The organism is Arthrobacter sp. TJ-265 (assembly GCF_058269135.1).
On the sequence record NZ_JBZCND010000002.1, the window covers coordinates 619,456 to 641,056 of the forward strand.

At 69.0% G+C, this 21,601-nt stretch carries 23 protein-coding genes and 1 tRNA gene; 12 read left to right on the forward strand and 12 right to left on the reverse strand.

Going from position 1 to position 21,601, the window contains the following annotated elements:
- Nucleotides 1-21: 21 nt before the first annotated feature.
- A complete protein-coding gene (locus AC4D2E_RS11430) occupies nt 22-1,710 on the reverse strand; it encodes a threonine/serine exporter family protein (protein WP_490911071.1) in 1,689 nt (562 codons plus the stop codon).
- A gap of 46 nt (nt 1,711-1,756) precedes the next feature.
- Nucleotides 1,757-2,830: a lipid II:glycine glycyltransferase FemX gene (locus AC4D2E_RS11435; protein ID WP_490952695.1), complete on the reverse strand. Its 1,074-nt coding sequence runs from the start codon at nt 2,828-2,830 to the stop codon at nt 1,757-1,759.
- Between the two features lie 146 nt (nt 2,831-2,976).
- On the opposite strand from AC4D2E_RS11435, the gene AC4D2E_RS11440 reads away from it, so the two are divergent.
- The 4 genes from AC4D2E_RS11440 to AC4D2E_RS11455 all read left to right on the forward strand — a co-directional run bounded on the left by AC4D2E_RS11440 (nt 2,977) and on the right by AC4D2E_RS11455 (nt 6,649).
- Nucleotides 2,977-3,981 (forward strand): aldo/keto reductase family protein, encoded by a 1,005-nt coding sequence (locus AC4D2E_RS11440; protein ID WP_490911072.1) that lies wholly within the window; start codon nt 2,977-2,979, stop codon nt 3,979-3,981.
- A gap of 20 nt (nt 3,982-4,001) precedes the next feature.
- The gene (locus AC4D2E_RS11445; RefSeq protein WP_104168848.1) at nt 4,002-4,847 is read left to right on the forward strand and encodes an NAD-dependent epimerase/dehydratase family protein; all 846 of its coding nucleotides are present in this window, start codon (nt 4,002-4,004) and stop codon (nt 4,845-4,847) included.
- Between the two features lie 117 nt (nt 4,848-4,964).
- Nucleotides 4,965-5,417, forward strand: a complete 453-nt coding sequence (locus AC4D2E_RS11450; RefSeq protein ID WP_104168849.1) for a hypothetical protein — start codon at nt 4,965-4,967, stop codon at nt 5,415-5,417.
- A 140-nt stretch (nt 5,418-5,557) separates the two neighbouring features.
- Nucleotides 5,558-6,649, forward strand: a complete 1,092-nt coding sequence (locus tag AC4D2E_RS11455) for an alkene reductase (protein WP_490911073.1) — start codon at nt 5,558-5,560, stop codon at nt 6,647-6,649.
- A 55-nt stretch (nt 6,650-6,704) separates the two neighbouring features.
- Here the strand turns inward: AC4D2E_RS11455 and AC4D2E_RS11460 are convergent, their stop codons facing one another.
- Nucleotides 6,705-7,220: a hypothetical protein gene (locus AC4D2E_RS11460; RefSeq protein ID WP_490911074.1), complete on the reverse strand. Its 516-nt coding sequence runs from the start codon at nt 7,218-7,220 to the stop codon at nt 6,705-6,707.
- 124 nt (nt 7,221-7,344) lie between these two features.
- Here AC4D2E_RS11460 and AC4D2E_RS11465 point away from each other — a divergent pair, with 124 nt between their 5' ends.
- Entirely contained in the window at nt 7,345-7,488 is a 144-nt protein-coding gene (locus AC4D2E_RS11465) for a hypothetical protein (RefSeq protein ID WP_490911075.1), read from the forward strand.
- A 169-nt stretch (nt 7,489-7,657) separates the two neighbouring features.
- Here the strand turns inward: AC4D2E_RS11465 and AC4D2E_RS11470 are convergent, their stop codons facing one another.
- The 5 genes from AC4D2E_RS11470 to AC4D2E_RS11490 form a co-directional block, all read right to left on the reverse strand.
- Nucleotides 7,658-7,867, reverse strand: coding sequence for a hypothetical protein (locus AC4D2E_RS11470; RefSeq protein WP_104168765.1), 210 nt, complete (start codon nt 7,865-7,867; stop codon nt 7,658-7,660).
- Between the two features lie 146 nt (nt 7,868-8,013).
- Complete coding sequence (locus AC4D2E_RS11475) at nt 8,014-8,286, reverse strand: hypothetical protein (RefSeq protein WP_146067490.1); 273 nt, start codon at nt 8,284-8,286, stop codon at nt 8,014-8,016.
- A gap of 109 nt (nt 8,287-8,395) precedes the next feature.
- Nucleotides 8,396-9,301 carry an SDR family NAD(P)-dependent oxidoreductase gene (locus AC4D2E_RS11480; RefSeq protein ID WP_490952696.1) on the reverse strand — a complete coding sequence of 302 codons (906 nt, stop codon included), beginning with the start codon at nt 9,299-9,301 and terminating at the stop codon, nt 8,396-8,398.
- Between the two features lie 166 nt (nt 9,302-9,467).
- Nucleotides 9,468-9,848: a hypothetical protein gene (locus AC4D2E_RS11485; RefSeq protein ID WP_490911077.1), complete on the reverse strand. Its 381-nt coding sequence runs from the start codon at nt 9,846-9,848 to the stop codon at nt 9,468-9,470.
- A gap of 39 nt (nt 9,849-9,887) precedes the next feature.
- A complete protein-coding gene (locus AC4D2E_RS11490; protein WP_490911078.1) occupies nt 9,888-10,079 on the reverse strand; it encodes a hypothetical protein in 192 nt (63 codons plus the stop codon).
- A gap of 107 nt (nt 10,080-10,186) precedes the next feature.
- Here AC4D2E_RS11490 and AC4D2E_RS11495 point away from each other — a divergent pair, with 107 nt between their 5' ends.
- From AC4D2E_RS11495 to rsgA, 3 genes are all read left to right on the forward strand, one after another.
- Complete coding sequence (locus tag AC4D2E_RS11495) at nt 10,187-10,690, forward strand: metallophosphoesterase family protein (protein WP_490911079.1); 504 nt, start codon at nt 10,187-10,189, stop codon at nt 10,688-10,690.
- Between the two features lie 140 nt (nt 10,691-10,830).
- On the forward strand, nt 10,831-11,655 hold the full coding sequence (locus AC4D2E_RS11500; protein WP_490952697.1) for a hypothetical protein: 825 nt from the start codon (nt 10,831-10,833) through the stop codon (nt 11,653-11,655).
- 208 nt (nt 11,656-11,863) lie between these two features.
- Nucleotides 11,864-12,913 carry a ribosome small subunit-dependent GTPase A gene (gene rsgA / locus AC4D2E_RS11505; RefSeq protein WP_490952698.1) on the forward strand — a complete coding sequence of 350 codons (1,050 nt, stop codon included), beginning with the start codon at nt 11,864-11,866 and terminating at the stop codon, nt 12,911-12,913.
- 55 nt (nt 12,914-12,968) lie between these two features.
- Here rsgA and AC4D2E_RS11510 read toward each other — a convergent pair.
- Nucleotides 12,969-13,045 (reverse strand) — tRNA-Thr (locus AC4D2E_RS11510).
- A 169-nt stretch (nt 13,046-13,214) separates the two neighbouring features.
- Between AC4D2E_RS11510 and AC4D2E_RS11515 the strand changes: the two genes are divergently transcribed.
- From AC4D2E_RS11515 to AC4D2E_RS11530, 4 genes are all read left to right on the forward strand, one after another.
- A complete protein-coding gene (locus tag AC4D2E_RS11515) occupies nt 13,215-14,714 on the forward strand; it encodes an alpha,alpha-trehalose-phosphate synthase (UDP-forming) (RefSeq protein ID WP_104168773.1) in 1,500 nt (499 codons plus the stop codon).
- Nucleotides 14,704-15,483, forward strand: a complete 780-nt coding sequence (gene otsB / locus AC4D2E_RS11520) for a trehalose-phosphatase (RefSeq protein WP_490952699.1) — start codon at nt 14,704-14,706, stop codon at nt 15,481-15,483. The genes AC4D2E_RS11515 and otsB overlap by 11 nt, the downstream gene beginning before the upstream one ends.
- A 132-nt stretch (nt 15,484-15,615) precedes the next feature.
- Nucleotides 15,616-16,704, forward strand: a complete 1,089-nt coding sequence (locus tag AC4D2E_RS11525) for an ABC transporter ATP-binding protein (RefSeq protein WP_104168775.1) — start codon at nt 15,616-15,618, stop codon at nt 16,702-16,704.
- Nucleotides 16,705-16,843: 139 nt separating this feature from the next.
- A complete protein-coding gene (locus tag AC4D2E_RS11530) occupies nt 16,844-18,205 on the forward strand; it encodes a DUF4032 domain-containing protein (RefSeq protein WP_104168776.1) in 1,362 nt (453 codons plus the stop codon).
- A 57-nt stretch (nt 18,206-18,262) separates the two neighbouring features.
- On the opposite strand, the gene AC4D2E_RS11535 is transcribed toward AC4D2E_RS11530, so the two are convergent.
- From AC4D2E_RS11535 to AC4D2E_RS11545, 3 genes are all read right to left on the reverse strand, one after another.
- Nucleotides 18,263-18,850, reverse strand: coding sequence for a DUF4190 domain-containing protein (locus AC4D2E_RS11535; RefSeq protein WP_490952700.1), 588 nt, complete (start codon nt 18,848-18,850; stop codon nt 18,263-18,265).
- A 102-nt stretch (nt 18,851-18,952) separates the two neighbouring features.
- The gene (locus AC4D2E_RS11540; RefSeq protein WP_490952701.1) at nt 18,953-20,320 is read right to left on the reverse strand and encodes an FAD-binding oxidoreductase; all 1,368 of its coding nucleotides are present in this window, start codon (nt 20,318-20,320) and stop codon (nt 18,953-18,955) included.
- On the reverse strand, nt 20,320-20,811 hold the full coding sequence (locus AC4D2E_RS11545) for an SRPBCC family protein (protein ID WP_490952702.1): 492 nt from the start codon (nt 20,809-20,811) through the stop codon (nt 20,320-20,322). The genes AC4D2E_RS11540 and AC4D2E_RS11545 overlap by 1 nt, the downstream gene beginning before the upstream one ends.
- Nucleotides 20,812-21,601: the final 790 nt, after the last annotated feature.

Sequence of the window (21,601 nt, forward strand, 5' to 3'; positions counted from 1 at the left end):
GCGGCATCCCGAGGTGTGCGGCTATCGCCGCCGGTTCCGCTGCCGCTCGTCGGAGCTGAGCTTCCGCGTGAACGGCCGCGCCAGGTTGTCGCCGAGGACCACGCCCGCCGCGATCGCCAGTACGACCGTCAGGGCGTTGAAGAGGCCGAGCGCGCCGTCGGAGACGATCTCCGACTCGATGGTGAGCATGTACATCGAGCGGAAGATGGACAGCCCGGGGTAGAGGAACAGCACCGCGGGAACCGCGACCACGAGCTGGGGGGCACCCAGGCGGAGGGCGACGACGCGCGAGAGTCCACCGATCAGGACGGCGGCGAGGGCCGGCGCCAACCGGTACCCGACGCCCGCCGCGACGGCACTGATCATCAGGAGATACCCGGCGACGGCGACGAGCGACGTGGGGAGCACGAGCTTCACGTCGGTCTGCTCGGCGATGCAGATCATGGCCACGGCGATGAGGACGAGCACCGCGACCAGCGGCCACGGGTACTGGCTGCCGGACGATTCGAACACCTCGAGTTCGGGGATCCCGATCGCTGATCCGGCCACGAGCGCGACGGCGATCCCGGCCACGAGCGCCGCGAAGACGAGGATCGCGGAGAGGTACCTGCCTGCGGCCGTGACCGGGAACCCGTTGATGGCGTCCTGTGTGGCCGAGACGAGCCGACCCGTCGGCAGGAGCAGCAGGATGCCGCCCACCACCACCAGCGCCGGCGTGATGGGCACCTCGAGCCACCAGAACAGCATCGCGATCAGGGTGATCAGCGCGGCAGAGGTGGCGACGGAGAAGAACTCCGGGACGCGCCACTCCCCCAGCTTGCGGCTGACGAGGTCGACGAGGATGCAACTGATGAAGCCGACCAGCGAGCCGAGCAGGGTCCCGCCGACGAAGGCCACGATGGCGGCGGAGAAGATGCCGAAGGCGGCGGTCACCATCCAGCGGGGGAAGGGCTTGGGCCGGTGGGTGATCTCGTCGAGTCGCTGGGCGGCCTCGGTCCGGGAGACCCCGCCGTCGGCGATGTCCGAGACGAGCCGATGGATGGCCGTGAGGCCTGCGTAGTTGTTCGTCCACGAACGGACCACCCGCAGCACCGTCGTCGGCGTCTGGTCCTTCGCGGAGTAGTTGATGATCACGGACTGGTTGGTGATGTCCACCTCGATGTGGTCGAGGCCGAACGCAGCGGTGACGGCGATGATGCTCGTCTCCACCTCCAGGGCGCCCGCGCCGTACCGGAACATGGTCTCGGCGAGGTTCAGGGCGAAATCGAGGGCCTTGCGGGCACCGGCGTCGGGGCCCCCGACCTGGATCATCGGGTTCGCGTAGGGGCTGCCGGCGAGCCGCTCCACGATGCTCATCGCCTGGGTGGGTGGAGCTTCGCCCTGCACGAGGCGGCGGAGCACGTTCCGAGCCGCTGCGTTGGACCGGCTCGACGACGGCACGCTCCGCGGTGTCGTCGGAAGCGCGTCCGTGGGGCTCGCGGCGGGCTGCCGCTGGCGGGACGACCGGGGGACCCTCGGTTCCGACGCCGGGCGCTTCGGTGGAGCCCCGGCCCTGGCGCCCTTCCTGACGGCACCTCCCTTGCCCGCCGCCAGCTGACGCTTCTCGTCGTCGGACGGGTCGAACGGGCGTTGGATCACCGGGAGTGCCTCCGCCACGGGCGACGGATCAGGGGGCAGGAGCCCGTCCGCCGGGGTCGAACCGTCTGTCACAGCGGCCTTTCATGCGTCGATCACAGCGCCCTCTGCGGGCCCTTGCTCAGTAGAACGGCTGATGCGTGCGTCGCCAGTGGATCTGGCGCGCCACACGCTCCGCGATCGTGTTCCACACACGATATTTCCAGCCGCTGACCACGAGGTCGTAACAACCGGCGAAATCCGTCACCGTCTTGGTGAAACTCGTCTTGAACAGCCCGAGGCCGTGGAACGGGTGGTCCTTGTCCTTCAACCGGTCGCCCGGCGGGGTGCCGCAGAAGTCGTACTCGACGATCCCGAACTCGTCCTTGAGATCGGTGATGGCCCGCCACTGCACGAGATGCGAGTCCCCGTACTGGGTCCTCCCCGGTCGGGACCCGCCGTCCTTGTAGGTGCCCTTGGTGCCGTAGTTGACCACGAAGGCACCGACCGAGGGCTGCCCGTCCTCGTACACGAAGTAGAAGCGGCCCTGCCCTGCGTCGACGAAGTTCTGCCAGAAGCGGCTGTAGTACTCGAACGAGCGCATCCGGGCGGTCGAGCGATCCTCGATGTGCGCCATGAGCGAGTACATGGCCTCGAAGGTCTCCTGCGTCGGCTCCATGCGCCGGACCTCGACGCCCTCCCGGATGGCCCTGCGGATCGCGTTGCGACCGCGTGAGTGGAGGTTCCGCAGCAGCTGGTTCGCGTCCGGGGTGGTGTCCAGCAGCGCCGTGCTGTCGTTGGGCTGCAGGTTGAAGGTCTTGACGAGCCCCGTCGACTGCAAGGCCTCCCGCACCTCCGGACCGTCCACGAGGTCCGGTTCCACCTTGATCGCGAAGACGTTGTGCCCCTCCCTGCGGGCGAGGTCGGCGACGGCGCGCGCCGCAGCGGGCACGTGGGCGGCGTCGGTGACCGCGGGGCCCTTGATCAGGTACCACAGCGCCCCGATGACGGGGACCTTCTTCTCCAGGACGAGATTGTGCGTGGTGTATCCGGGGCCTTCGAGGACCACGAATCGCGGCCGCCAGCCGTGGTGGGACTTCACCTCCGCGAACGCGAAGGAGGAGAGGATGTTGCCCCCGCCCGGGTTCGTCATCACGAGGGAGTCCCAGTCCCGCTGCTCCGTTCCGGTGGCGAAACGAGCGCTGAAGTCGGCCAAGATTCCTCATTCACTGGTGGTGGCAACCGAAGGACGGGCTCAAGTCTAGCGGCTGCGCATCACCCCTCCGCGTCGTGTGACGCATTGGTTGCCTGAGGAACCGGACTTCCTGTACTCGCAGGGTCCGGGTGGTTAGCATCGGCGATATGGACTTCAGATACCTCGGCAACAGCGGCTTCAAGATCTCGGAAATCACCTACGGCAACTGGCTCACCCACGGATCGCAGGTGGAGAACGACGTCGCCACCCGGTGCGTGCGCGCAGCGCTCGACGTCGGCATCACCACCTTCGACACCGCGGACGTGTACGCGAACACCGCGGCGGAGACGGTCCTCGGCGAAGCACTCAAGGGCGAGCGGCGCCAGTCGCTCGAGATCTTCACGAAGGTCTGGGGCCCCACCGGCCCCAAGGGACACAACGACGTCGGGCTGTCCCGCAAGCACATCATGGAATCGATCGACGGATCGCTGCAGCGCCTGCAGACCGACTACGTGGACCTCTACCAGGCACACAGGTACGACTACGAGACGCCCCTCGAGGAGACGATGCAGGCGTTCGCGGACATCGTGCGCCAGGGCAAGGCCCTGTACATCGGCGTCAGTGAGTGGACGGCCCAGCAGATCCGTGACGGCCACGCCCTCGCGAAGGACCTCGGCTTCCAGCTCATCTCCAACCAGCCCCAGTACTCGATGCTGTGGCGTGTCATCGAGGGCGACGTCGTCCCCACCTCCGAGGAGCTCGGGCTGTCGCAGATCGTCTGGTCACCCGTCGCGCAGGGCGTGCTGACCGGCAAGTACACGCCGGGTGCTCAGCCCGAGCAGGGTACGCGGGCCTCGGACGACAAGGGCGGCGCCGACATGATCAAGCGCTGGATGAGCGACGAGGTGCTCACGGGCGTGCAGAAGCTCGCACCGATCGCCGACGGCGTGGGCCTGACCATGGCCCAGCTGGCCATCGCCTGGGTGCTGCAGAACAGGAACGTCGCCTCGGCGATCATCGGCGCCTCCCGGCCCGAGCAGGTGGAGTCGAACGCCGCCGCTGCCGGCGTGAAGCTCGAAGACGACGTCCTGAGGGCGATCGACGATGCGATCGGCGACCTGGCCGAGACGGACGTCGCCAAGACCGTCTCCCCCGAGACGCGACCGGTCTGATGGCGGCTGCGACCAGCCCGCTGAACGTCGCGGTCACGGGCTCCAACGGGAAGCTGGGGCGGAGCGTCGTCCGCGGCCTGCGCGAGGCCGGGCACACCGTCCTCGAGCTCGACCAGTACGGCGAGCGCACCCCGACGTTCCTCCGTATCGACCTGAGGGACTACGGGCAGGTCGTCGACGCGCTCCTCGGCGTGGACGACCGCCACTCCGGCCTCGACGCCGTCGTGCATCTCGGAGCCATCCCGGCTCCGGGCCTCCAGGCGGACGCCGCGACGTTCCACAACAACATGGCCGCCACCTACAACGTCTTCCAGGCCTGCCGGCGGGCCGGCATCAAGCGGGTCGTGTACGCGTCCAGCGAGACCGTCCTCGGACTCCCGTTCGACACCCCGCCCCCGTACATCCCGGTGGACGAGGAATACCCGGCCCGGCCCGAGAGCACCTACTCCCTCGTCAAGCACCTCGAGGAGCAGCTGGCGATCGAGCTGACGCGCTGGGATCCGCAGCTGAGCATCACGGCGCTGCGCTTCTCGAACGTCATGGACCCGGAGGACTACGCCGAGTTCCCGTCCTTCGACGCGGACGCGACCGCCCGGAAGTGGAACCTGTGGGGGTACATCGACGGGCGCGACGGCGCCCAGGCGGTGGCGAAGGCCCTCGAGAACGCGGCGCCGGGCTTCGACCGCTTCATCATCGCGGCCGCCGACACCGTCATGAGCCGCGCCAGCGCGGACCTGGCGGCCGAGGTGTTCCCGGGCGTCGCGCTGACGCGCGAGGTGGGCGAGCACGAGACACTCCTCTCCATCGACAGGGCCCGCAGGGTGCTGGGGTACGAGCCCCGGCACAGCTGGCGTGACCACGTCTAGCGCACTCCATCCGGCCAGGTCCGCGACGGTCCGGGCGGCGGCACGAGCTGTCGCCCGGAGCGGTTCATCAGTAGGCTGATGATCGACGACGCGCAGCACCGACGAAAGGCAGACAAGATGACCGAGAACCTTCCCGATGAGGAACTGACCATCGTGGGCGAAGAGCCCGACGTGCCGAACGACGCGCTCGCTCCGGAGGCCTTCGACCCGGTCCTCGAGGGCCGGCCGGACAGCTACGACGGCGCAGCGGAAGACAACCCGGACCGCTGGCAGGAGGATCCCCTCCTGCAGGACGAGCCCGGGGTGGCCGGGACCGTCGCCGACGAGAACGGTGTCGCCGTGGTCGGCGAGGAAGGCGTCCTCAGCGACCAGACCCTCCGGACGGAGACGGCCGAGGCCCGGTACGAGCACGGCGACGAGCAGTACCCGCCGGAGGAGCCGATGCTGGGCGAGGCCGCGGCCGACGTCGACTTCGGCATGATGGAGGACGACGAGGTCGACGCGAGCGACGATCCCGCCAACCGCGGCGGGTCGCCGCTGAGCGCGATCGACGAGCAGGGCATCGAATAGCGCTCACCGCGCGATGCAGCACGAAGCCCCGGGGGTCCGCCCTCGGGGCTTCGCCGTTCCCGTGAGGCAGCACACATCCGGAATACGCTCCGAGGCGCGCCGGTTGCCGCCACTAGACATCGACCGGAAAGTAGGACCTCGTGAAACTGTTCTCCCCCCTCACGCTCGGCACGCTCGAACTCCCCAACCGCGTGGTGATGGCGCCACTCACCCGGGTCCGCTCCGGTGACGCCGGCATCCCGGGCGACCTCGTCGTCGAGCACTACCGGCAGCGCGCCTCCCTCGGCCTGATCGTCAGCGAAGGCACGTACCCCAGCCACGCCGGCCAGGGCTTCCCTGGCCAGCCCGGCCTGGTCGAGGACGAGCAGCTCGCAGGCTGGAAGCGCGTCACCGACGCGGTCCACGCGGACGGCGGGCGCATCGTCGCGCAGGTCATGCACGCAGGCCGGGTGACCCATCCCGACACGAACGGCGGGTACGAGGTCGTGGCTCCCAGTGCCGTCGCGATCGACGGCGTCACGCGCACCAGCACCGGCAAGCAGCCCTACCCGGTGCCGCACGCCCTCAGCACCGGGGAACTCCCGGGCATCATCGAGGAGTTCGTCACCGCCTCGCGGAAGGCCATCGACGTCGCCGGGTTCGACGGCGTCGAACTGCACGGTGCCAACGGCTACCTGCTGCACGAGTTCCTCTCCCCCGAGTCGAACCAGCGCGAAGATGCCTACGGCGGCTCGCCGGAGAAGCGGGCACAGTTCCTGATCGAGCTCGTCACGGCCGTCGTGGCCGAGGTCGGTGCGGAGAGGGTCGGCCTGCGCATCTCCCCGGCGCACAACATCCAGGACGCGCTCGAGACGGAGGCCGCGGACGTCCACGCGACCTACGGCACGCTGGTCGACGCCCTCGCCCCGCTGAAACTCGCCTACCTGAGCGTCCTCCACGCCGACCCCACGGGGGATCTGGTCCAGGACCTGCGCGCGCGCTTCGGCGGACCGGTCCTGATCAACAGCGGATTCGGTGTGATCACCAATCGCGACGAAGCCATCGCCATCCTCGAGGACGGGGTGGGTGACGCCGTCGTCGTCGGCCGTCCCGCCATCGCGAACCCCGACCTCGCCCGCCGCTGGCGGGAGAACCTGCCGGAGAACCAGCCGAATCCGGCCACGTTCTACTCGACGGGTGCCGAGGGATACACGGACTACCCGTTCTACGACGGTTCGGCGGACGCCAACTAGACCACGGGCGGGCATCGGCCGGCGCCCGCACCAGCGCACCCGTTGGGCGCCCCCGTCACTCGACGGGGGCGCCCTTCGCGTGTCGTGGCCGGCGCTCGGGTAGCAGGCGACGATCCAGCCATGCGCGGAGCCCCGACCAGCGGAGGGCCGCCCACCCGAGAAGGAGGGCCACGGCCAGGTGGGTGTGGAGCATGAGCATGACCTCCGGGGAGTGGCCCTGCCCGGCCGCCGACCCGACGGGCACGTCGTCGCCATGATGGCCCACGGCCGCGCCGGGAGCGGACGCCACGGCCCCGTCCGCCAGCCCGCCGAGGAGCCAGTGGAGCACCTGCTGTCCGGCGCCAAGCAGCAGCAGCACTCCCCACGCGGGCATCCGCGACCGGCGGGCGACCGTGGCCGCCAGGACGGCAAGGGCCGCGAGGGCACCCAGGATCGGCAGGCCCGGGAGCGCACCCCCTGACAGGGCGTGGACGCCGGCACCGAACCCGACCACCAGGAGGCCCACGGCGGCGGACCCCGCGACCGCCCGCGGGCGTTCGACGGACGGCTGGGCGGCGTCCAGGGCTTCCACCCCCTGATCGTAAGCATGCTGATGACCGCGCGTCACGCGGAACCTCACCGGGACCCTGCCGGCCCCGGATCCGTAGACTGACGCCATGGGAGCTTCTGTTCCCCCGAACCGAGAGGATGAGCGCATGTCAGAGACTCCAGGCGACGACGACCGTATCCACAACGAGGCCCCGGCCGAGGGTGACACCGCCGCCGACCCCGCGGACATCCGGGTGCATGCGGAAGACCCTGCCGAGGGCGCGGATTCCGAGGACAGCGACGGCACCTGATCCGATCCGCATCCCTACGGTGAGTGGCCACTGACGGCCTCCGGGCGCATACCGCACGTGTGCGAGCTCCCGCTTCGTGGACGTGTACTCCTGCGTGTCCGGATCCGCTCGGCCCGGACAGCGTCGGCGGACCGGCGTCAGCGGAGTCGACAGAGGTAGCGGACCGGCGTCAGCGGACGCCCTCGACGACCTCGCCGAAAGGGACCTCCTGCGACAGTTCGGCCTGCCGGTCCACGGCCTGATCGCTGACGAGGATGCCGTACTTGCCTTCGGCGACGGACTGCTTCATCACCATCAGCACGGTCTCGGCGAAACCTTCGTCCTGGCCTTCGAGGAAGGTGATGTAGGCGGGCGGGAAGTTCTCGGGAACGGTGAGCATGACCTCACGCTACCTCCCGCCACCTGCGCCTGCCGAGCGTTTTCTCATCCCCGCCATCGACGGTCGGGTCTGTTGCACCCTCCGCCGGGCCGGTCGGCCGACGCGCTCTCGGAGATCGAAGAGGCACAGCCTCCCGGGTCGATTGCTCAGCGTCGGCGCCGCTGCGCCGCCTGGTGACCGAGCTCCGCGACAGCGGCCGCGGCGATGACGAGCGAGAGTGCCACAACGGCCAGCATCACGTACAGCAGCACGAGGGTGGTCATCGGCGACGACGCGCTGTGCAGGATCCGCAGACCGCCGAACAGCCCGACGGCCCAGAAGACGCCCACGCCGGCGAGCGCGTAGGCCGCACGCCGGTGCCCACGATCGAAACCCATACTCCGGGCACACTGCATGAGGAGGCCCTGCCATTGATCCATAGCTCCACTATGGGGTGGTGGGCGGGGAGTGGCGCCAGCGGCCGCTATCGTGTTCCTCACACTGGCGGGCCCGTGGTCCATGGTCTATGGTCCCCATCACGGAGCAGGCTCAGCGCCGGGGCGTGCGGCGGAGCCAGGGCATGATCCGCCAGCCGCCCGTGACTCCCGTCGTGACCCGGTCCGCCTCGAAGAGATTGCCCGCCGAGGAGGGGATGGATCCCTTCTTCAGCGCCATCGCGGGGTAGGCGGCCGCCATCAGTGCTTCGTAGGCGGCGGGCGCCAGAACCCGCGCCAGGACCGCCGTCGACTGCACGCGTCCCACCTGCGTCAGCCGTCGGGGCTTCCGCGAGACCCGGACGATCGCGCGCGCGACGCGCACCGGGTCGGTGACCGGCGGCAGCGGGCGGACGGGCCGTCCGGTGTAGTTCGCCGCGTGCTGGTGGATCGGGGTGTCGATGGTCGCCGGCAGGACGGCGCAGACGTGGATGCCCGGCTCCCGCCGCAGTTCCATCCGGAGCACCTCGAGGAAGCCGAGAAGCCCGAACTTGCTGGTGACGTACGGGCCGACGAGCGGTGAGGTGACCCGGGAGTAGACCGACGCGACGGACACCAGGACGCCTCGGCCCTGGCGGCGGAACACGCCCAGTGCCGCCCGCGCGCCGTATACCTGGCCCAGCAGGTTGACGTCGATGATCCGGTCGAACACCTCGGAGGGTGTCTGCTCGAACGTGCCGAAGCTGTACAGCGAGGCATTGCCCACCCACACGTCGATGCCCCCGAAGCGGTCGACGGCAGCCTCAGCGAGCCGCTGGACATCGACCTCCGAGGAGACATCGGTGGGTACGGCGAGGGCGGCCGCTCCCCTGTCCCGGCACTCCCGGGCGACGGCCTCCAGGGTGTCGCCATCCCGCCCGGCGAGGACCAGCCGGGCGCCGTCCTCCGCGAACAGGCACGCCGTCGCCCGGCCGATACCGCTCGAAGCCCCCGTGATCACCACGGTCACCGCTTTCCTCATCCTGTGCCTCCCGCTCGTCCGCCCCGCACATCGGCGCGGCGCCTCCTCCGAGTCTTCGGGGCAGCGACAGTCTTGTCACGCACTTCCTGTGCCGCTAGCGAGAAGCAGCAGACACAGGAAGGGAGCCCGTCCGATGGCGGGCTCCCTTCCTGGTGGGCATTGCCGGTCAGCGCCCTGTGCGCGGATCCCCGTCCTGCGGGAGGTCGGGGTCGATGGTGTCGGCTTCCTGATGGTGATGCGTCACCTTCTCACGCAGGCCCTGCGCGTCGGTCTGGCGCTCCTGGGCCTGCTGGCGGAGCCTCTCGGCCTCGACCTCGGCCCGCTGGGCTTCGGCCTCGGCCATCGAGGCCTTCGCTTCGCGCTCGCGGGCTTCGAGCTCGGTGGCCTTCGCCTCCTCGCGCATCTCGGCGGCGCGGTGCCGATCCTGTTCCTCCTGGTGCTGGCGTCGGGCTGCTCCGCGCTTGCGGGCGAGGATCGCCACGAGGGCGACGACGGCCAGGACGACGATGATCCCGACGACGATCCACACCACTTGACTCGTATCCACTGCTCACTCCTTCGATCGTTGATGGCCCGCCGGGCGTTCCTAACCTCCGAAGCCGCCCAGTCCGGGGATCTTGCCCAGCAGGTCCTTCGGGTTGATGCCGAACTTCGCCAGGAGGTCGGAATGCTGCTCCGGATCCACCTGGTCGGGGAGCTGGGACTGTGCCTGCTCGGCGTCGTCGTTCTTGCCCTGGCTCTTCAACAGATCGATGATCTGCGCCTTGTCGATCTTCATTGCTGCCTCCTGATGGGTCGGACACCGATTAGTAAGCGTGCTTAGGGGATCATGGCACAACGCCTCCCACTTGTCACGAGCCCCGGAACACACCGCAGAATGGCTGGATGCCCCTCCACCTGACGATCCTCGCCGACACCCACCTGCCGAAGCGTGCCCGACAGCTGCCCGGCGAGGTGTGGGACGCGATCGAGGCGTCCGACGTCGTCGTCCACGCCGGGGACTGGACCGAGGCGCCGCTCCTGGACGAGCTCCAGGCCCGGGCCCGCCGCCTCATTGCCTGCTACGGGAACAACGACGGCGCGGACCTCCGGGCGCGCCTTCCGCTGGTCGCCCGTGCCGAACTCGACGGCGTCCGCCTCGCCGTCGTGCACGAGACGGGCCAGAAGCAGGGACGGGAGGCCCGCATGGCCGCGCTCTACCCCGACATCCACGTCCTGGTGTTCGGGCACAGCCATATCCCGTGGGACACGCACGCCGCCACCGGCCTGCGCCTGCTCAACCCCGGCTCCCCCACGGACCGCCGCCGCCAGCCGCACTGCACCTTCATGACCGCGACCATCGATGCGGGCCACCTGGATGTCGACCTGCGCAGCCTGCCGCCGCGCTGATCCGGGCGCGATCCGGGAGCCGTTCGATCACCCGGCAGTCCGTGGAGGGCCCCCGACTGGCGCCACCGACCACCCTGGGAGCGCCGGATTGGTAGGGTGATCTGCAGTAGTCAGCAGCCTGTCGATATTCTGGGAGTCCCTTGAGCAAGCACCTGTACCCGCTCGCGTCCGCCGGCGCGGCCGTGCTGTGCGGCCTCGTCCTCGGGGCGCTGCCCGCAGCGGCCGCAGAGGTATGCCCCACCATCGGCGCCACCGGGTGCGAGGTTCCGCAGACGCAGGTCCCCGGCAGCCGGAGCACGGTCACCCCTGCCACCATGCGGACCGGTCCGGCACCCGAGCCGGAGCGGACGGATCCGACGCCGGCCCCCCGGAGGGAGACGACCCCCCCTCCGCCCGGGACGACGCCCCCGGTGATCGCCACTCCACCGGCGACACCGGCGACACCGGCGACCAAGCGACCGACTCCGACACCGGATCCGACGACACCACCGGCGACCACGCCCCCGGTGACCGCTACTCCGACGCAGGAGCCGGATCCCACACCGACGACACCGCCGGAGCAGACCGCGCCCGCCCCCGCCCCCGCGCCAGCACCGGCCCCTGCCCCTGCCCCTGCCCCGCAGCCTGTACAGCCGCTGCAACCGGTGGTGCCCGTCGTCCCCTTGCCGCCGGCGCCCCAGGTCCTGCCGGAGCCTGCGATCGTCGAGGGGGTGCCGGCAGAGGAGACGCCGACGCCCAAGCCGTCCAGGAGTCCGGCCACACCGTCCCCTACCCCGTCCGCACCCACCTCCACGCCCGCTCCCTCCACCTCGGCGAGCGCCGACGGGGCCGTGGCGCTCGATCGGACGGACGCGCGGAGGCAGCCGAACATGCCCTTCCTCGCGGTGCTCTCGGTCATCATCATGGGCTGCCTCGTGGGGCTCGTGAAGGTCGTGGGACCACTCGTCGTGCGGCGGTCGCACTAGGCCCGAGGTGCCTGTTCCCTTCCCCGGCGGGCCCCGCTAGGCTGTAGGCCCGAAGGCTCGTGGAGCCGCCAGGGAGTACGAGGAGGTGGAGTCATGAAGAAGGTCCTTGTCGTTGCGCCGTGCGCAGACAACAACCCCATGAACCCCGCCTCCCGGGCATCCGCGCCGTAGTCGCGCCCCGCGGGAGGCCTCCTTCGGAGGAACCACCGTGAACACTCTCCTGCAGTACGGCTTCACCGACCGCATCAACGCTCTCTTCTCCTTCCACTATCCGTCCGGCGTCCATCCGGCCAGGGTCATCCGAGCGGACCGTGCGCGGGTCCTCGTCGGCACACGGCACGGCACCCTGCACGTCGACAGCCCGGACTCCTTCGTCACCGGGGACTGGGTGGGGCTGGAGGGCGACGGCGACGTCCGCGCCATCACCGGGCACCTGCCCCGCTGGTCCCTGCTCCAGCGCAAACGGGCGCACGATCCGCTGTCCGAGCCGCAGATCCTGGCCGCGAACATCGATCTCCTGGGCGTCGTGGTACCCCTGGACCGGCCGCTCTCGACCAACAGGCTCGAGCGCACCCTCGTCGCCGCCTGGGATTCCGGGGCCGTGCCCCTCGTCATCCTGACCAAGGCCGATCTCAGCTCGCGCTTCGACAGCGTGGTCGCCGAGACGGTCGAACGTGTCCGGGGGGTCGAGGTACTGACGACGTCGGCGGAGGCCGGTGACGGCCTCGAGCACCTGCGCGGACGCATCGGTGCCGGACAGACCCTGGCGCTGGTGGGACCCTCGGGGGCCGGCAAGTCGAGCCTGATCAACGCCCTCATCGGTAACGCCGCACAGGACACCGGCGAGGTCCGTGCTACCGACGGACGCGGGCGGCACACGACGACGGCGCGGGAGCTGGTCCCGCTCGGGGATGGTGCCGTCCTGATGGACACACCGGGGTTGCGCGGCTTCGCACTCTGGGACGCGGAGGACGGGCTGTCCCAGGTTTTCGGCGACGTCGAGGAGCTGTTCGCCGGGTGCAGGTTCCACGATTGCGCCCACGAGAGCGAACCCGGGTGCGCCGTGCAGGCAGCCCTCGCGTCCGGGGACCTCGAGGAACGCCGCTGGCTGAGCTACCGGAAGATGGACCGCGAGCTCGCGAGCCTCCACCGTCGGCAGAACGTCGCGGAGCAGCGACGCCAGGGGAAGGCGTTCCGTCGGACTGTCAGGGACGCCGTCCTGGCGAAGGACTACCGGAACCGCTTCCGGGAGGGGTGAGGGGCCGTCCTCGCGCTGCACGCCGTCATGCGGCAGTAGTGCGGGGCGGGAGTGGTGGAGCCCCCTGTCGGATTCGAACCGACGACCCCCGCTTTACAAGAGCGGTGCTCTGGCCAACTGAGCTAAGGAGGCGTGCTGATCGTGCCAGCGCGGCGCCGTCGTCGTCCTTGACATGGGATCCACGGGGACAGCACGACGCCGAGCGCTCAATAAGGGTAGCCCAGCGCCGGCACCGCGTGAAATCAGCCACGCCTCCGGCTGCGTGTGACCGGATAGAGTCAGTTGCGAGACCAACTACCTTATGGAGCCCGTTTTGAGCGCTGCACAACCCTCGACCACACCCGGCGTCCAGGCGTCGTTCTCGGCGGACGGCCAGTACGGTGATTTCGACTTCATCGTCGTCTCCAACCGGCTGGCGGTGGACCGCATCGTCGACGAGAACGGCGACAGTTCCTGGCGTCGCTCCCCGGGCGGACTCGTGACCGCACTGGCGCCGGTGATGGCGAAGGCCGACGGCGCCTGGGTGGGCTGGCACGGAGCTCCTGACGAGACGCTCGAGCCCTTCGACGAGTCGAACATGCGCCTCGTGCCCGTGCCGCTCAGCGCCGAGGAGGTGGAGCTGTACTACGAGGGCTTCTCGAACGCCACCCTCTGGCCGCTCTACCACGACGTCATCGCCTCCCCCGAGTTCCACCGCACCTGGTGGGACTCCTACCGGCGGGTCAACGAGCGCTTCGCGCAGGCGGCGGCGTCCGTCGCGGCGGAGGGGGCGACCGTGTGGGTGCAGGACTACCAGCTGCAGCTCGTCCCCAAGATGCTGCGCGAGGCCCGCCCGGACCTGAAGATCGGCTTCTTCAACCACATCCCGTTCCCGCCGCTGGAGATCTATGCGCAGCTGCCGTGGCGCCGTCAGGTCATCGAAGGACTGCTCGGCGCGGATCTCATCGGCTTCCAGCGGCCGAGCGACGCCAGCAACTTCCTGCGGTGTGTGCGCCGCTTCAAGGGCTACACCATCAAGGCACAGCAGGTGCAGGTCCCGGCAGGCGCCGACGGCACACCGGGCTACGTGTCGCGGGCCGAGGCGTTCCCCATCTCCATCGACACCGCGTCGATCACGGAACTGGCGCAGCGGCCGGACGTCATCGAACGCTCGAAGGAGATCCGACGCGAGCTCGGCGACCCGGAGCACGTCCTGCTCGGCGTCGACCGGCTCGACTACACCAAGGGCATCGGCCACCGCCTCAAGGCCTACGGGGAGTTGCTGGAGGACGGCGCCATCACGGTGGAGGGTGCCGCCCTCATCCAGGTCGCCAGCCCCAGCCGCGAGCGCGTGGAACAGTACCGTCTCCTGCGTGAGGACATCGAGGGTGCGGTGGGCCGCATCAACGGGACGCACGACACCATGAAGAACACGGCGATCCGCTACCTGCACCACAGCTACCCAGTCGAGGAGATGGTGGCGCTGTACCTGGCTGCCGACGTCATGCTCGTCACGGCCCTGCGGGACGGCATGAACCTCGTGGCCAAGGAGTACGTCGCCGCCCGCACCGGGAACACGGGCATGCTCGTGCTCAGTGAGTTCGCCGGCGCGGCGGACACCCTCCGCCAGGCGATCCTCGTCAACCCGCACGACATCGACGGGCTGAAGAGTGCCATCGTCACGGCGATCTCGATGCCGAAGACGGAGGCCATGCGACGCATGCGGCTCATGCGGCGCCAGGTGATCCACAACGACGTCGAGCGCTGGTCGCAGGCCTTCCTCAGCGCCCTCCAGGCGGAAGGCCCCGGCAGTGGCGATTGAGGCGGAGCTCCACGCCGCCCTCCGCCGCCTGGCCGCCACACCGCGCCTGCTCGTGGCCCTCGACTTCGACGGCACGCTCGCCCCGCTCGTGGAACGGGCGGAGGACGCCCGAGCCCTCCCGGCATCGGCCGAGGCCGTCCGGGCGCTGGCTGCCCTTCCCCATACGACGACGGCACTCATCTCCGGCCGGGCCCTCGACAGCCTGCGGGCCGTCGCTGATCCGCCGGCGGACACGATGCTGATCGGCAGTCATGGCGCCGAGACGTGGACCGGGCCGGACCGCGCACCCCTGGCACTGACCCCGGAGCAGGCCGACCTCCTGGCGCGCGCCGTCGCCGTCGTCGAACAGGTCGTCGCCGACCACGCCGGGACGCGCATCGAGTTCAAGCCCGCCGGCGTCGTGCTCCATACCCGGACGGCGGCGGACGACATCGCCGGTGCCGCCGTGGCAGCAGCCCGGGCAGGGCTCGTCCCGCTGGACGGCGTGAGTGTCACGGACGGCAAGCGCGTCCTCGAGATCTCGGTGGTCGAGGCCGACAAGGGCCAGGGACTGGCCCTGCTGCGGCAGGCGGCGGGCGCAACCGCGGTCTTCTTCGCGGGCGACGACGTCACGGACGAGCATGCGCAGAAGACCCTCGGCGCGGGCGACATCGGTGTCAGGATCGGCCCCGGGGAGACCGCGGCCCCCTTCTCCGTCGCCAGTCCCGAGGCCTTCACCGAGGTGCTCGAGGAACTCGCGGCGCTGCGTGTAGCAGGTGCACCCGCGTAGGGAACGTGTCATACTCAGGAGGCGTGACCAACGTCACCGGTACTGCTGGCGGACCACGCGCAACAATTGAATATCTTTCCATTCACTACGGATCGTCGGGCACGTACCTGCCCGTGAAAAGGAATCAACTCCATGGCAACGGTAACGTTTGACCAGGCCACGCGCCTGTACCCGGGCACCGAGAAGCCCGCCGTCGACAAGCTCAACATCGACATCGCCGACGGCGAATTCCTCGTCCTCGTCGGACCCTCCGGTTGCGGAAAGTCCACCTCACTGCGCATGCTCGCGGGCCTGGAGGACGTCAACTCCGGACGCATCCTCATCGGTGACCGCGACGTCACGGACGTCCCGCCGAAGGATCGCGACATCGCGATGGTCTTCCAGAACTACGCCCTCTACCCGCACATGTCGGTGGCCGACAACATGGGCTTCGCGCTCAAGATCGCCGGCGTCTCGAAGGAAGAGCGTGCCGAGCGCGTCCGCGAAGCGGCGAAGCTCCTGGACCTCGAGGACTACCTCGACCGCAAGCCGAAGGCCCTCTCTGGCGGCCAGCGCCAGCGTGTCGCCATGGGTCGCGCGATCGTGCGTAACCCGCAGGTCTTCCTCATGGACGAGCCCCTGTCCAACCTGGATGCGAAGCTGCGTGTGCAGACGCGTACGCAGATCGCCTCGCTGACCCGCCGTCTCGGCGTCACCACCGTGTACGTCACCCACGACCAGGTCGAGGCCATGACCATGGGTGACCGCGTCGCCGTGCTCAAGGACGGCATCCTCCAGCAGGTCGACACCCCGCGCAACCTGTACGAGCGGCCGAAGAACGTCTTCGTCGCCGGCTTTATCGGCTCGCCGGCCATGAACCTCCTGGAACTGCCCGTCGCCGACGGCGGTGTCCTCTTCGGCGGCATCGTCTACCCCGTTCCGGGCAATGTCCTCGAGGCCGCGGCCGGCAACACCGTCACGCTGGGTGTCCGTCCCGAGGACCTCGTCCTCGCGGCCCCGGGTGAGGGACTGCAGGTCGAGGTCGACGTCGTCGAGGAGCTCGGCGCCGACGCCTACATCTACGGCCACACCACACTGGACGGCAAGGACCACGACATGGTGGTCCGTGTCGACGGCCGTCGCCCACCGATGAAGGGCGACAGCGTCTACGTACGCCCCGAGCAGGGCCACGTGCACCTGTTCGACACGACGAACGGACTCCGCCTGGCCGAGACGGTCTAGGTTCTCGCGGATCACGCACGACGACGGCGGTGGTTTCGCCGGGCATCCTCTGGAGGCCCCGGGGAAACCGCCGCCGTCGTTTAACGGCCACTACGCTTGATGCAGGCCCACTTCCCGCCCAGACACGAAGGCAGCACCCATGACGGAGACCTCGAACGCCCAATGGCATGACGAGCCGACGGATTACCACCAGACCGGGAAGCTCCCGCGGGTGCGTCCGGCATCCTCCGAGGTCCCCAATCTGGGCTCCCTCAACATCACGGCGGCGGCAACCGATCCCGAGCTTCTCGACCTGCCCTGGCACATCGCCCTCGAGGAGTGGCCGGCCAGTGCCCTCGCCGCCCTCCCCCGCGGCATCTCGCGGCACATCGTGCGGTTCGCGCACCTCGGTGGGTCCGTGATCGCCGTCAAGGAGACCGGGGAGCACATCGCGCGCCACGAGTACCACATGCTCCGGAAGCTCCAGCGCCTCGACGTCCCCTGCGTCGAGCCCGTCGCCGTCATCTCCGGCCGCGCCACGCCCGAGGGCGAGGAACTCGATCCCGTCCTCGTCACGCGCCACCTCAAGTTCTCACTCCCGTACCGGGCGCTGTTCTCCCAGACCCTCCGCCGCGACACGCTGACCCGCCTCATCGACGCACAGGCGCTGCTCCTCGTCCGCCTGCACCTCATCGGCTTCTACTGGGGGGACGTCTCCCTCTCCAACACCCTGTTCCGACGCGATGCCGGGTCCTTCGCCGCGTACCTCGTCGACGCCGAGACGGGCGAGCTCTATCCCGAGCTGTCCACCGGCCAGCGCGAGTACGACCTCGAGATTGCCCGCGTGAACATCGCCGGCGAGCTGATGGACCTCGCCGAGGGCGGTCTCATCGAGGAGAAGGTGGATCCGCTCGCCACCAGTGAACTCATCATGGACAGCTACCGTCGCCTGTGGAGTGAGCTGACGGAGCAGGAATCCTTCGAACTCGGGGATCGCTGGCGTGTGGGGGCCCGCATCCGCCGCCTCAACGAACTCGGCTTCGACGTGGAGGAATACGCGATCAAGACAGCCGCCAACGGTACGCAGATCCAGCTGCAGCCCAAGGTGGTCGACGCGGGGCACCACAGCCGCCGCCTGCTCCGTCTGACGGGTCTCGATGCACAGGAGAACCAGGCCCGGCGTCTGCTCAACGACATGGACGCGTACCGGGCGGACAACAATCCCACGCTCGACGAGGAGTTCAGCGCACACCTCTGGGTGAACGAGGTCTTCGAGCCCATCGTCCGCGCCGTCCCCCGTGAACTGGGCGGAAAGCTCGAGCCCGCCGAAGTGGTCCACGAAGTGCTGGAGCACCGGTGGTACATGTCCGAGCGGGAGGACAGGAATGTGCCGATGGCCGAAGCCGTGCAGTCCTACCTCGACGACGAACTCCGCCACCGCCGTGACGAGGCGGCGATCATGCTGACAGCGGATGCGAAGACCATCGGCATCGATGAGGACGCCGAGCACAGCGACGATTAGGCGCTGAACGCGGAAGGACCGGCAACCATCGGCTGCCGGTCCTTGTCGAGGGTGCGGTCAGGGACAGGTCGTCGTTGTGCCCTGGAACTCGACCTCGGTGCCGCTGGGCACTCCCTGGCACAACTCGGCGAACTCGGTGAAGGTCGGGATCAACGCGATGAGACCGATGAGAGCTATTGCCCCCAGGATCGTGAATACGGCGCCGATGATGATTCCGGCAAGGGCGAACCCATTTCCCATCTTCGCCTTCCGTGATTTCACGAAGGCGATGATGCTGATGACCAGGCCCACCGGAGCGATCAGGATGGCAAGGATGAAGCCCACGATGCCGAGCGTCCTGCCGGGGTTCTCTGCCGTCTGGGCCTGGTAGCCCTGCTGTCCCGGATAGTTGCCGGCACCCGGGCCGTACGGGCTCTGCTGGCCGTACGGAGACGCGTTCTGCTGGCCGTAGGGAGACGAACCCTGCTCACCATAGGCGGACGGGGCCTGCCCGTACTGGGGCTGGCCCTCGCCGTACTTCGGCTGGTCCTGCTGCCCGTACTGGGGCTGGCCCTCGCCGTACTTCGGCTCGTTCTCCCCGTACCGAGGTTTGCCCTGCTCACCGTAGGGCGGTCCGCCCTGCGATCCCGGATTGTTGTCAGACATGCTGCCCCCGAAGAGAAGTGATGGAAGGATGACGGAGATCTCCGACAGTTTCCTGAACAGTATCACCGGGCGTCAGCGCTCATCCGTCAAGGACGGCAACAATCAGGCGACGATGGCCTTGCCCGGATTCAGGATGCCCAGGGGGTCGAAGACATCCTTGATGCGGGCCTGCAGGTCGAGGACCGCCGGCTGCTGCTCCCAGGCGAGCCATCTCCGCTTGTACTGTCCCACGCCGTGCTCGCCCGTGATCGTGCCACCGAACTCCAGTGCCAGGCGCACCGACTCGTCGAGCGCCTCGTCCAGTCGCGCCTGGGCCTGCGGGCCTTCGCTGCGCGCCACCCAGAAGGTGGGATGGAGATTGCCGTCACCGGCGTGGGCCACGACCTTCAGCTGAACCGCATACTGTTCCGCCATCGCTTCGAGTGCTTGGACGTAGTCGACGAGTCTGGATTTCGGTACCGCGACGTCCTCGCCCACGCGGAACAGGTCATCCACGTCATCTCCCCGGCTGTGTCGCCGCAGCTCGACGAGCCGCTCGGCTTCCTCCGATCCCTCCTCGCCGACGTCGGCGCCCAGGCCGACCAGGACCCTCCGGATGGCTTCGGCCTCTGCCGCAGCACCATAACCGTCCGTCCTGACCAGCAGGAGGGAACCGCCTCGTCGGCGGAGATCCGAACCGTGCACATGATCCAGGGCCTCGAGGGTCCTCCCGTCGAGGAGTTCCAGGATCGAAGGTTGCACCCTGGCACGACCGATGGCGAGGACGCCCGCGGCCGCTTGAGGGAAGTCGTCGAAGAAGGCGGCCAGGGTATGGACTTCCTGCGGCAGGTAGCGGAGGCGGACGGTGATCTCCACGACCACCCCCAGTGTGCCCTCCGAGCCGGTCATCAACGCGGTCAGGTCGTACCCGGCGACTCCTTTGAACGTCCGGTGCCCTGTGGAGATGAGGGTGCCGTCCGCCAGGACGACTTTCAGCGCGAGGACGGAGTCGCGCGTCACGCCGTACTTCGCGCAGCGGAGACCACCCGCGTTGGTGGCGACGTTCCCCCCGATGGTGGACCACCGGTAGCTGGCGGGATCCGGCGCGTACATGAGCCCGTACGGCGCAACAGCGGTGTTGAGGTCGGCGTTGATCACACCTGGTTCGACGACGGCGGTCTCGTCGTCCGCATCGACCTTGAGAATCCTGTCCATGAGCTCGAGCGACAGGACCACACTGCCCTCCGTCGCATGTGCGCCACCGGAGACCCCGGACCCTGCGCCCCGGCTCACCACGGGGACACCATGCCGGGTCGCCCACTGCAGCACCGCCTGCACGTCCTCCACGGTGCGGGCACGGATCACGCCGACGGGGAGGGCGGGTTCGAGGACAGGGCCTTTGTCCCTGGAGTATCGGACCAGGTCCTCCGGGTCCGTGGACACCCGGCCCGGAAGCGCCTTCGCGAGTTCATCGAGCCCTTCGTGAAACATCAGGAGCTCCCCATGAAGCGTCGGTAACGCGACAGCGCATCGGGCCAGAACCCCCGGTAGAAATCGTAGACGTCCTTCGGATCCCCCGCCGTCCAACCTCCGTGGGTGAGCGTGAGCGTGACGCGGGGTTCATCGGCTCCTCCTGCTCCTCCGCCCGGGCCCATCTCGATACGCACCGAAGTCGTGGAAGCGGACCCGGCATGCCGCCACGACAGCTGGAGCCATTCTCCGGGGCTGCTGTCGGTCACCTCGCCCCAGACGTTCTCGTCATCGTGGGCCGATGTCTCGACGAGGGCGTTGTCCTCGAGGTCGAAGAAGCTGTCCTCGCCCCAGCGGCTCAGCTCATCGGCCGGCCACCACAGGTGGAGGTGCTGCGTCAGCCCTGCCCAGGCATGGTCGATGGGCGCAGGGACCGTCACTGACGCACGAAGCTCGGGACGCGCTGCCGGGACGTCGGCTGCGCCGGTCGGATGCGAGAAGATACCACTCATGTCTCGACCCTACCGTTCTGTGGGAATGGGCCCCGTCGCTCTGCGTCCGCCCAGGAGTCGGACGCGCCCAACGCGGTCGAGGGTGCCGGCGGCAGTCGTTCCGACACAGCATCCTCCCGCGGTCGGCTTTGAAGAACCGGACTCGGCAGCATTGATCTACGACGCTGAGTCGAGCGAGGGCGCTTGGCGGAATTGCGCGACCCGGACCGGACGCGGCCGACCCGATACCTCCCGGGGACCCGAACGACGGGACGGCCGGACCGTACCTCTACCACTGGCACGTCGACTCGCCGGTGTATGCCCCGACGGGCACGAGAGGTCCGCTCTTGATCGACCCGGTGGTGCACCCGGACTACACGGTGCACCCGGGAGCACGGCCGGGCAGGAGGACGGCGTGGTATCCGAAGGACGAGGAACGCGTAGGGAGTTCACCGAGCCTGTGAGCCGACGTCGAAGGCGGGCCCTGCAAACCCATGCCCGGGAGGTCTGTCCTCCTCCGGCCGCGGTGGGCTGGGCCGTGGTGCGGTACGACGTGTTCCCCCGCCCGCCGGTTTCCAGGCTGTACTATCTCCGGGTCGAGTGGGAGGACTGGATCATCGGGAACGCGCTCGGAGCACGCACCATACCGATCGCGGCGTCCTGATCCTTCGAGCACCGGTTCGCGTGGTGGGTGGGTGGTTAACGAGGAAAGACCCCACCGTGGTGGGGTCTTTGCTCGTGAGTGGTTGTCCGGCGGTGTCCTACTCTCCCACACTCTCTCGGGTGCAGTACCATCGGCGCTGTGGGTCTT

Coding starts and splice junctions, on each gene's coding strand:
- AC4D2E_RS11440 (WP_490911072.1), top strand. CDS start 2,977: ATGGACTTCAGATACCTCGGCAACAGCGGCTTCAAGATCTCGGAAATC.
- AC4D2E_RS11450 (WP_104168849.1), top strand. CDS start 4,965: ATGACCGAGAACCTTCCCGATGAGGAACTGACCATCGTGGGCGAAGAG.
- AC4D2E_RS11465 (WP_490911075.1), top strand. CDS start 7,345: ATGTCAGAGACTCCAGGCGACGACGACCGTATCCACAACGAGGCCCCG.
- AC4D2E_RS11470 (WP_104168765.1), bottom strand. CDS start 7,867: ATGCTCACCGTTCCCGAGAACTTCCCGCCCGCCTACATCACCTTCCTC.
- AC4D2E_RS11475 (WP_146067490.1), bottom strand. CDS start 8,286: ATGGATCAATGGCAGGGCCTCCTCATGCAGTGTGCCCGGAGTATGGGT.
- AC4D2E_RS11480 (WP_490952696.1), bottom strand. CDS start 9,301: ATGAGGAAAGCGGTGACCGTGGTGATCACGGGGGCTTCGAGCGGTATC.
- AC4D2E_RS11490 (WP_490911078.1), bottom strand. CDS start 10,079: ATGAAGATCGACAAGGCGCAGATCATCGATCTGTTGAAGAGCCAGGGC.
- AC4D2E_RS11495 (WP_490911079.1), top strand. CDS start 10,187: ATGCCCCTCCACCTGACGATCCTCGCCGACACCCACCTGCCGAAGCGT.
- AC4D2E_RS11515 (WP_104168773.1), top strand. CDS start 13,215: ATGGAGCCCGTTTTGAGCGCTGCACAACCCTCGACCACACCCGGCGTC.
- AC4D2E_RS11525 (WP_104168775.1), top strand. CDS start 15,616: ATGGCAACGGTAACGTTTGACCAGGCCACGCGCCTGTACCCGGGCACC.
- AC4D2E_RS11530 (WP_104168776.1), top strand. CDS start 16,844: ATGACGGAGACCTCGAACGCCCAATGGCATGACGAGCCGACGGATTAC.
- AC4D2E_RS11535 (WP_490952700.1), bottom strand. CDS start 18,850: ATGTCTGACAACAATCCGGGATCGCAGGGCGGACCGCCCTACGGTGAG.
- AC4D2E_RS11540 (WP_490952701.1), bottom strand. CDS start 20,320: ATGTTTCACGAAGGGCTCGATGAACTCGCGAAGGCGCTTCCGGGCCGG.
- AC4D2E_RS11545 (WP_490952702.1), bottom strand. CDS start 20,811: ATGAGTGGTATCTTCTCGCATCCGACCGGCGCAGCCGACGTCCCGGCA.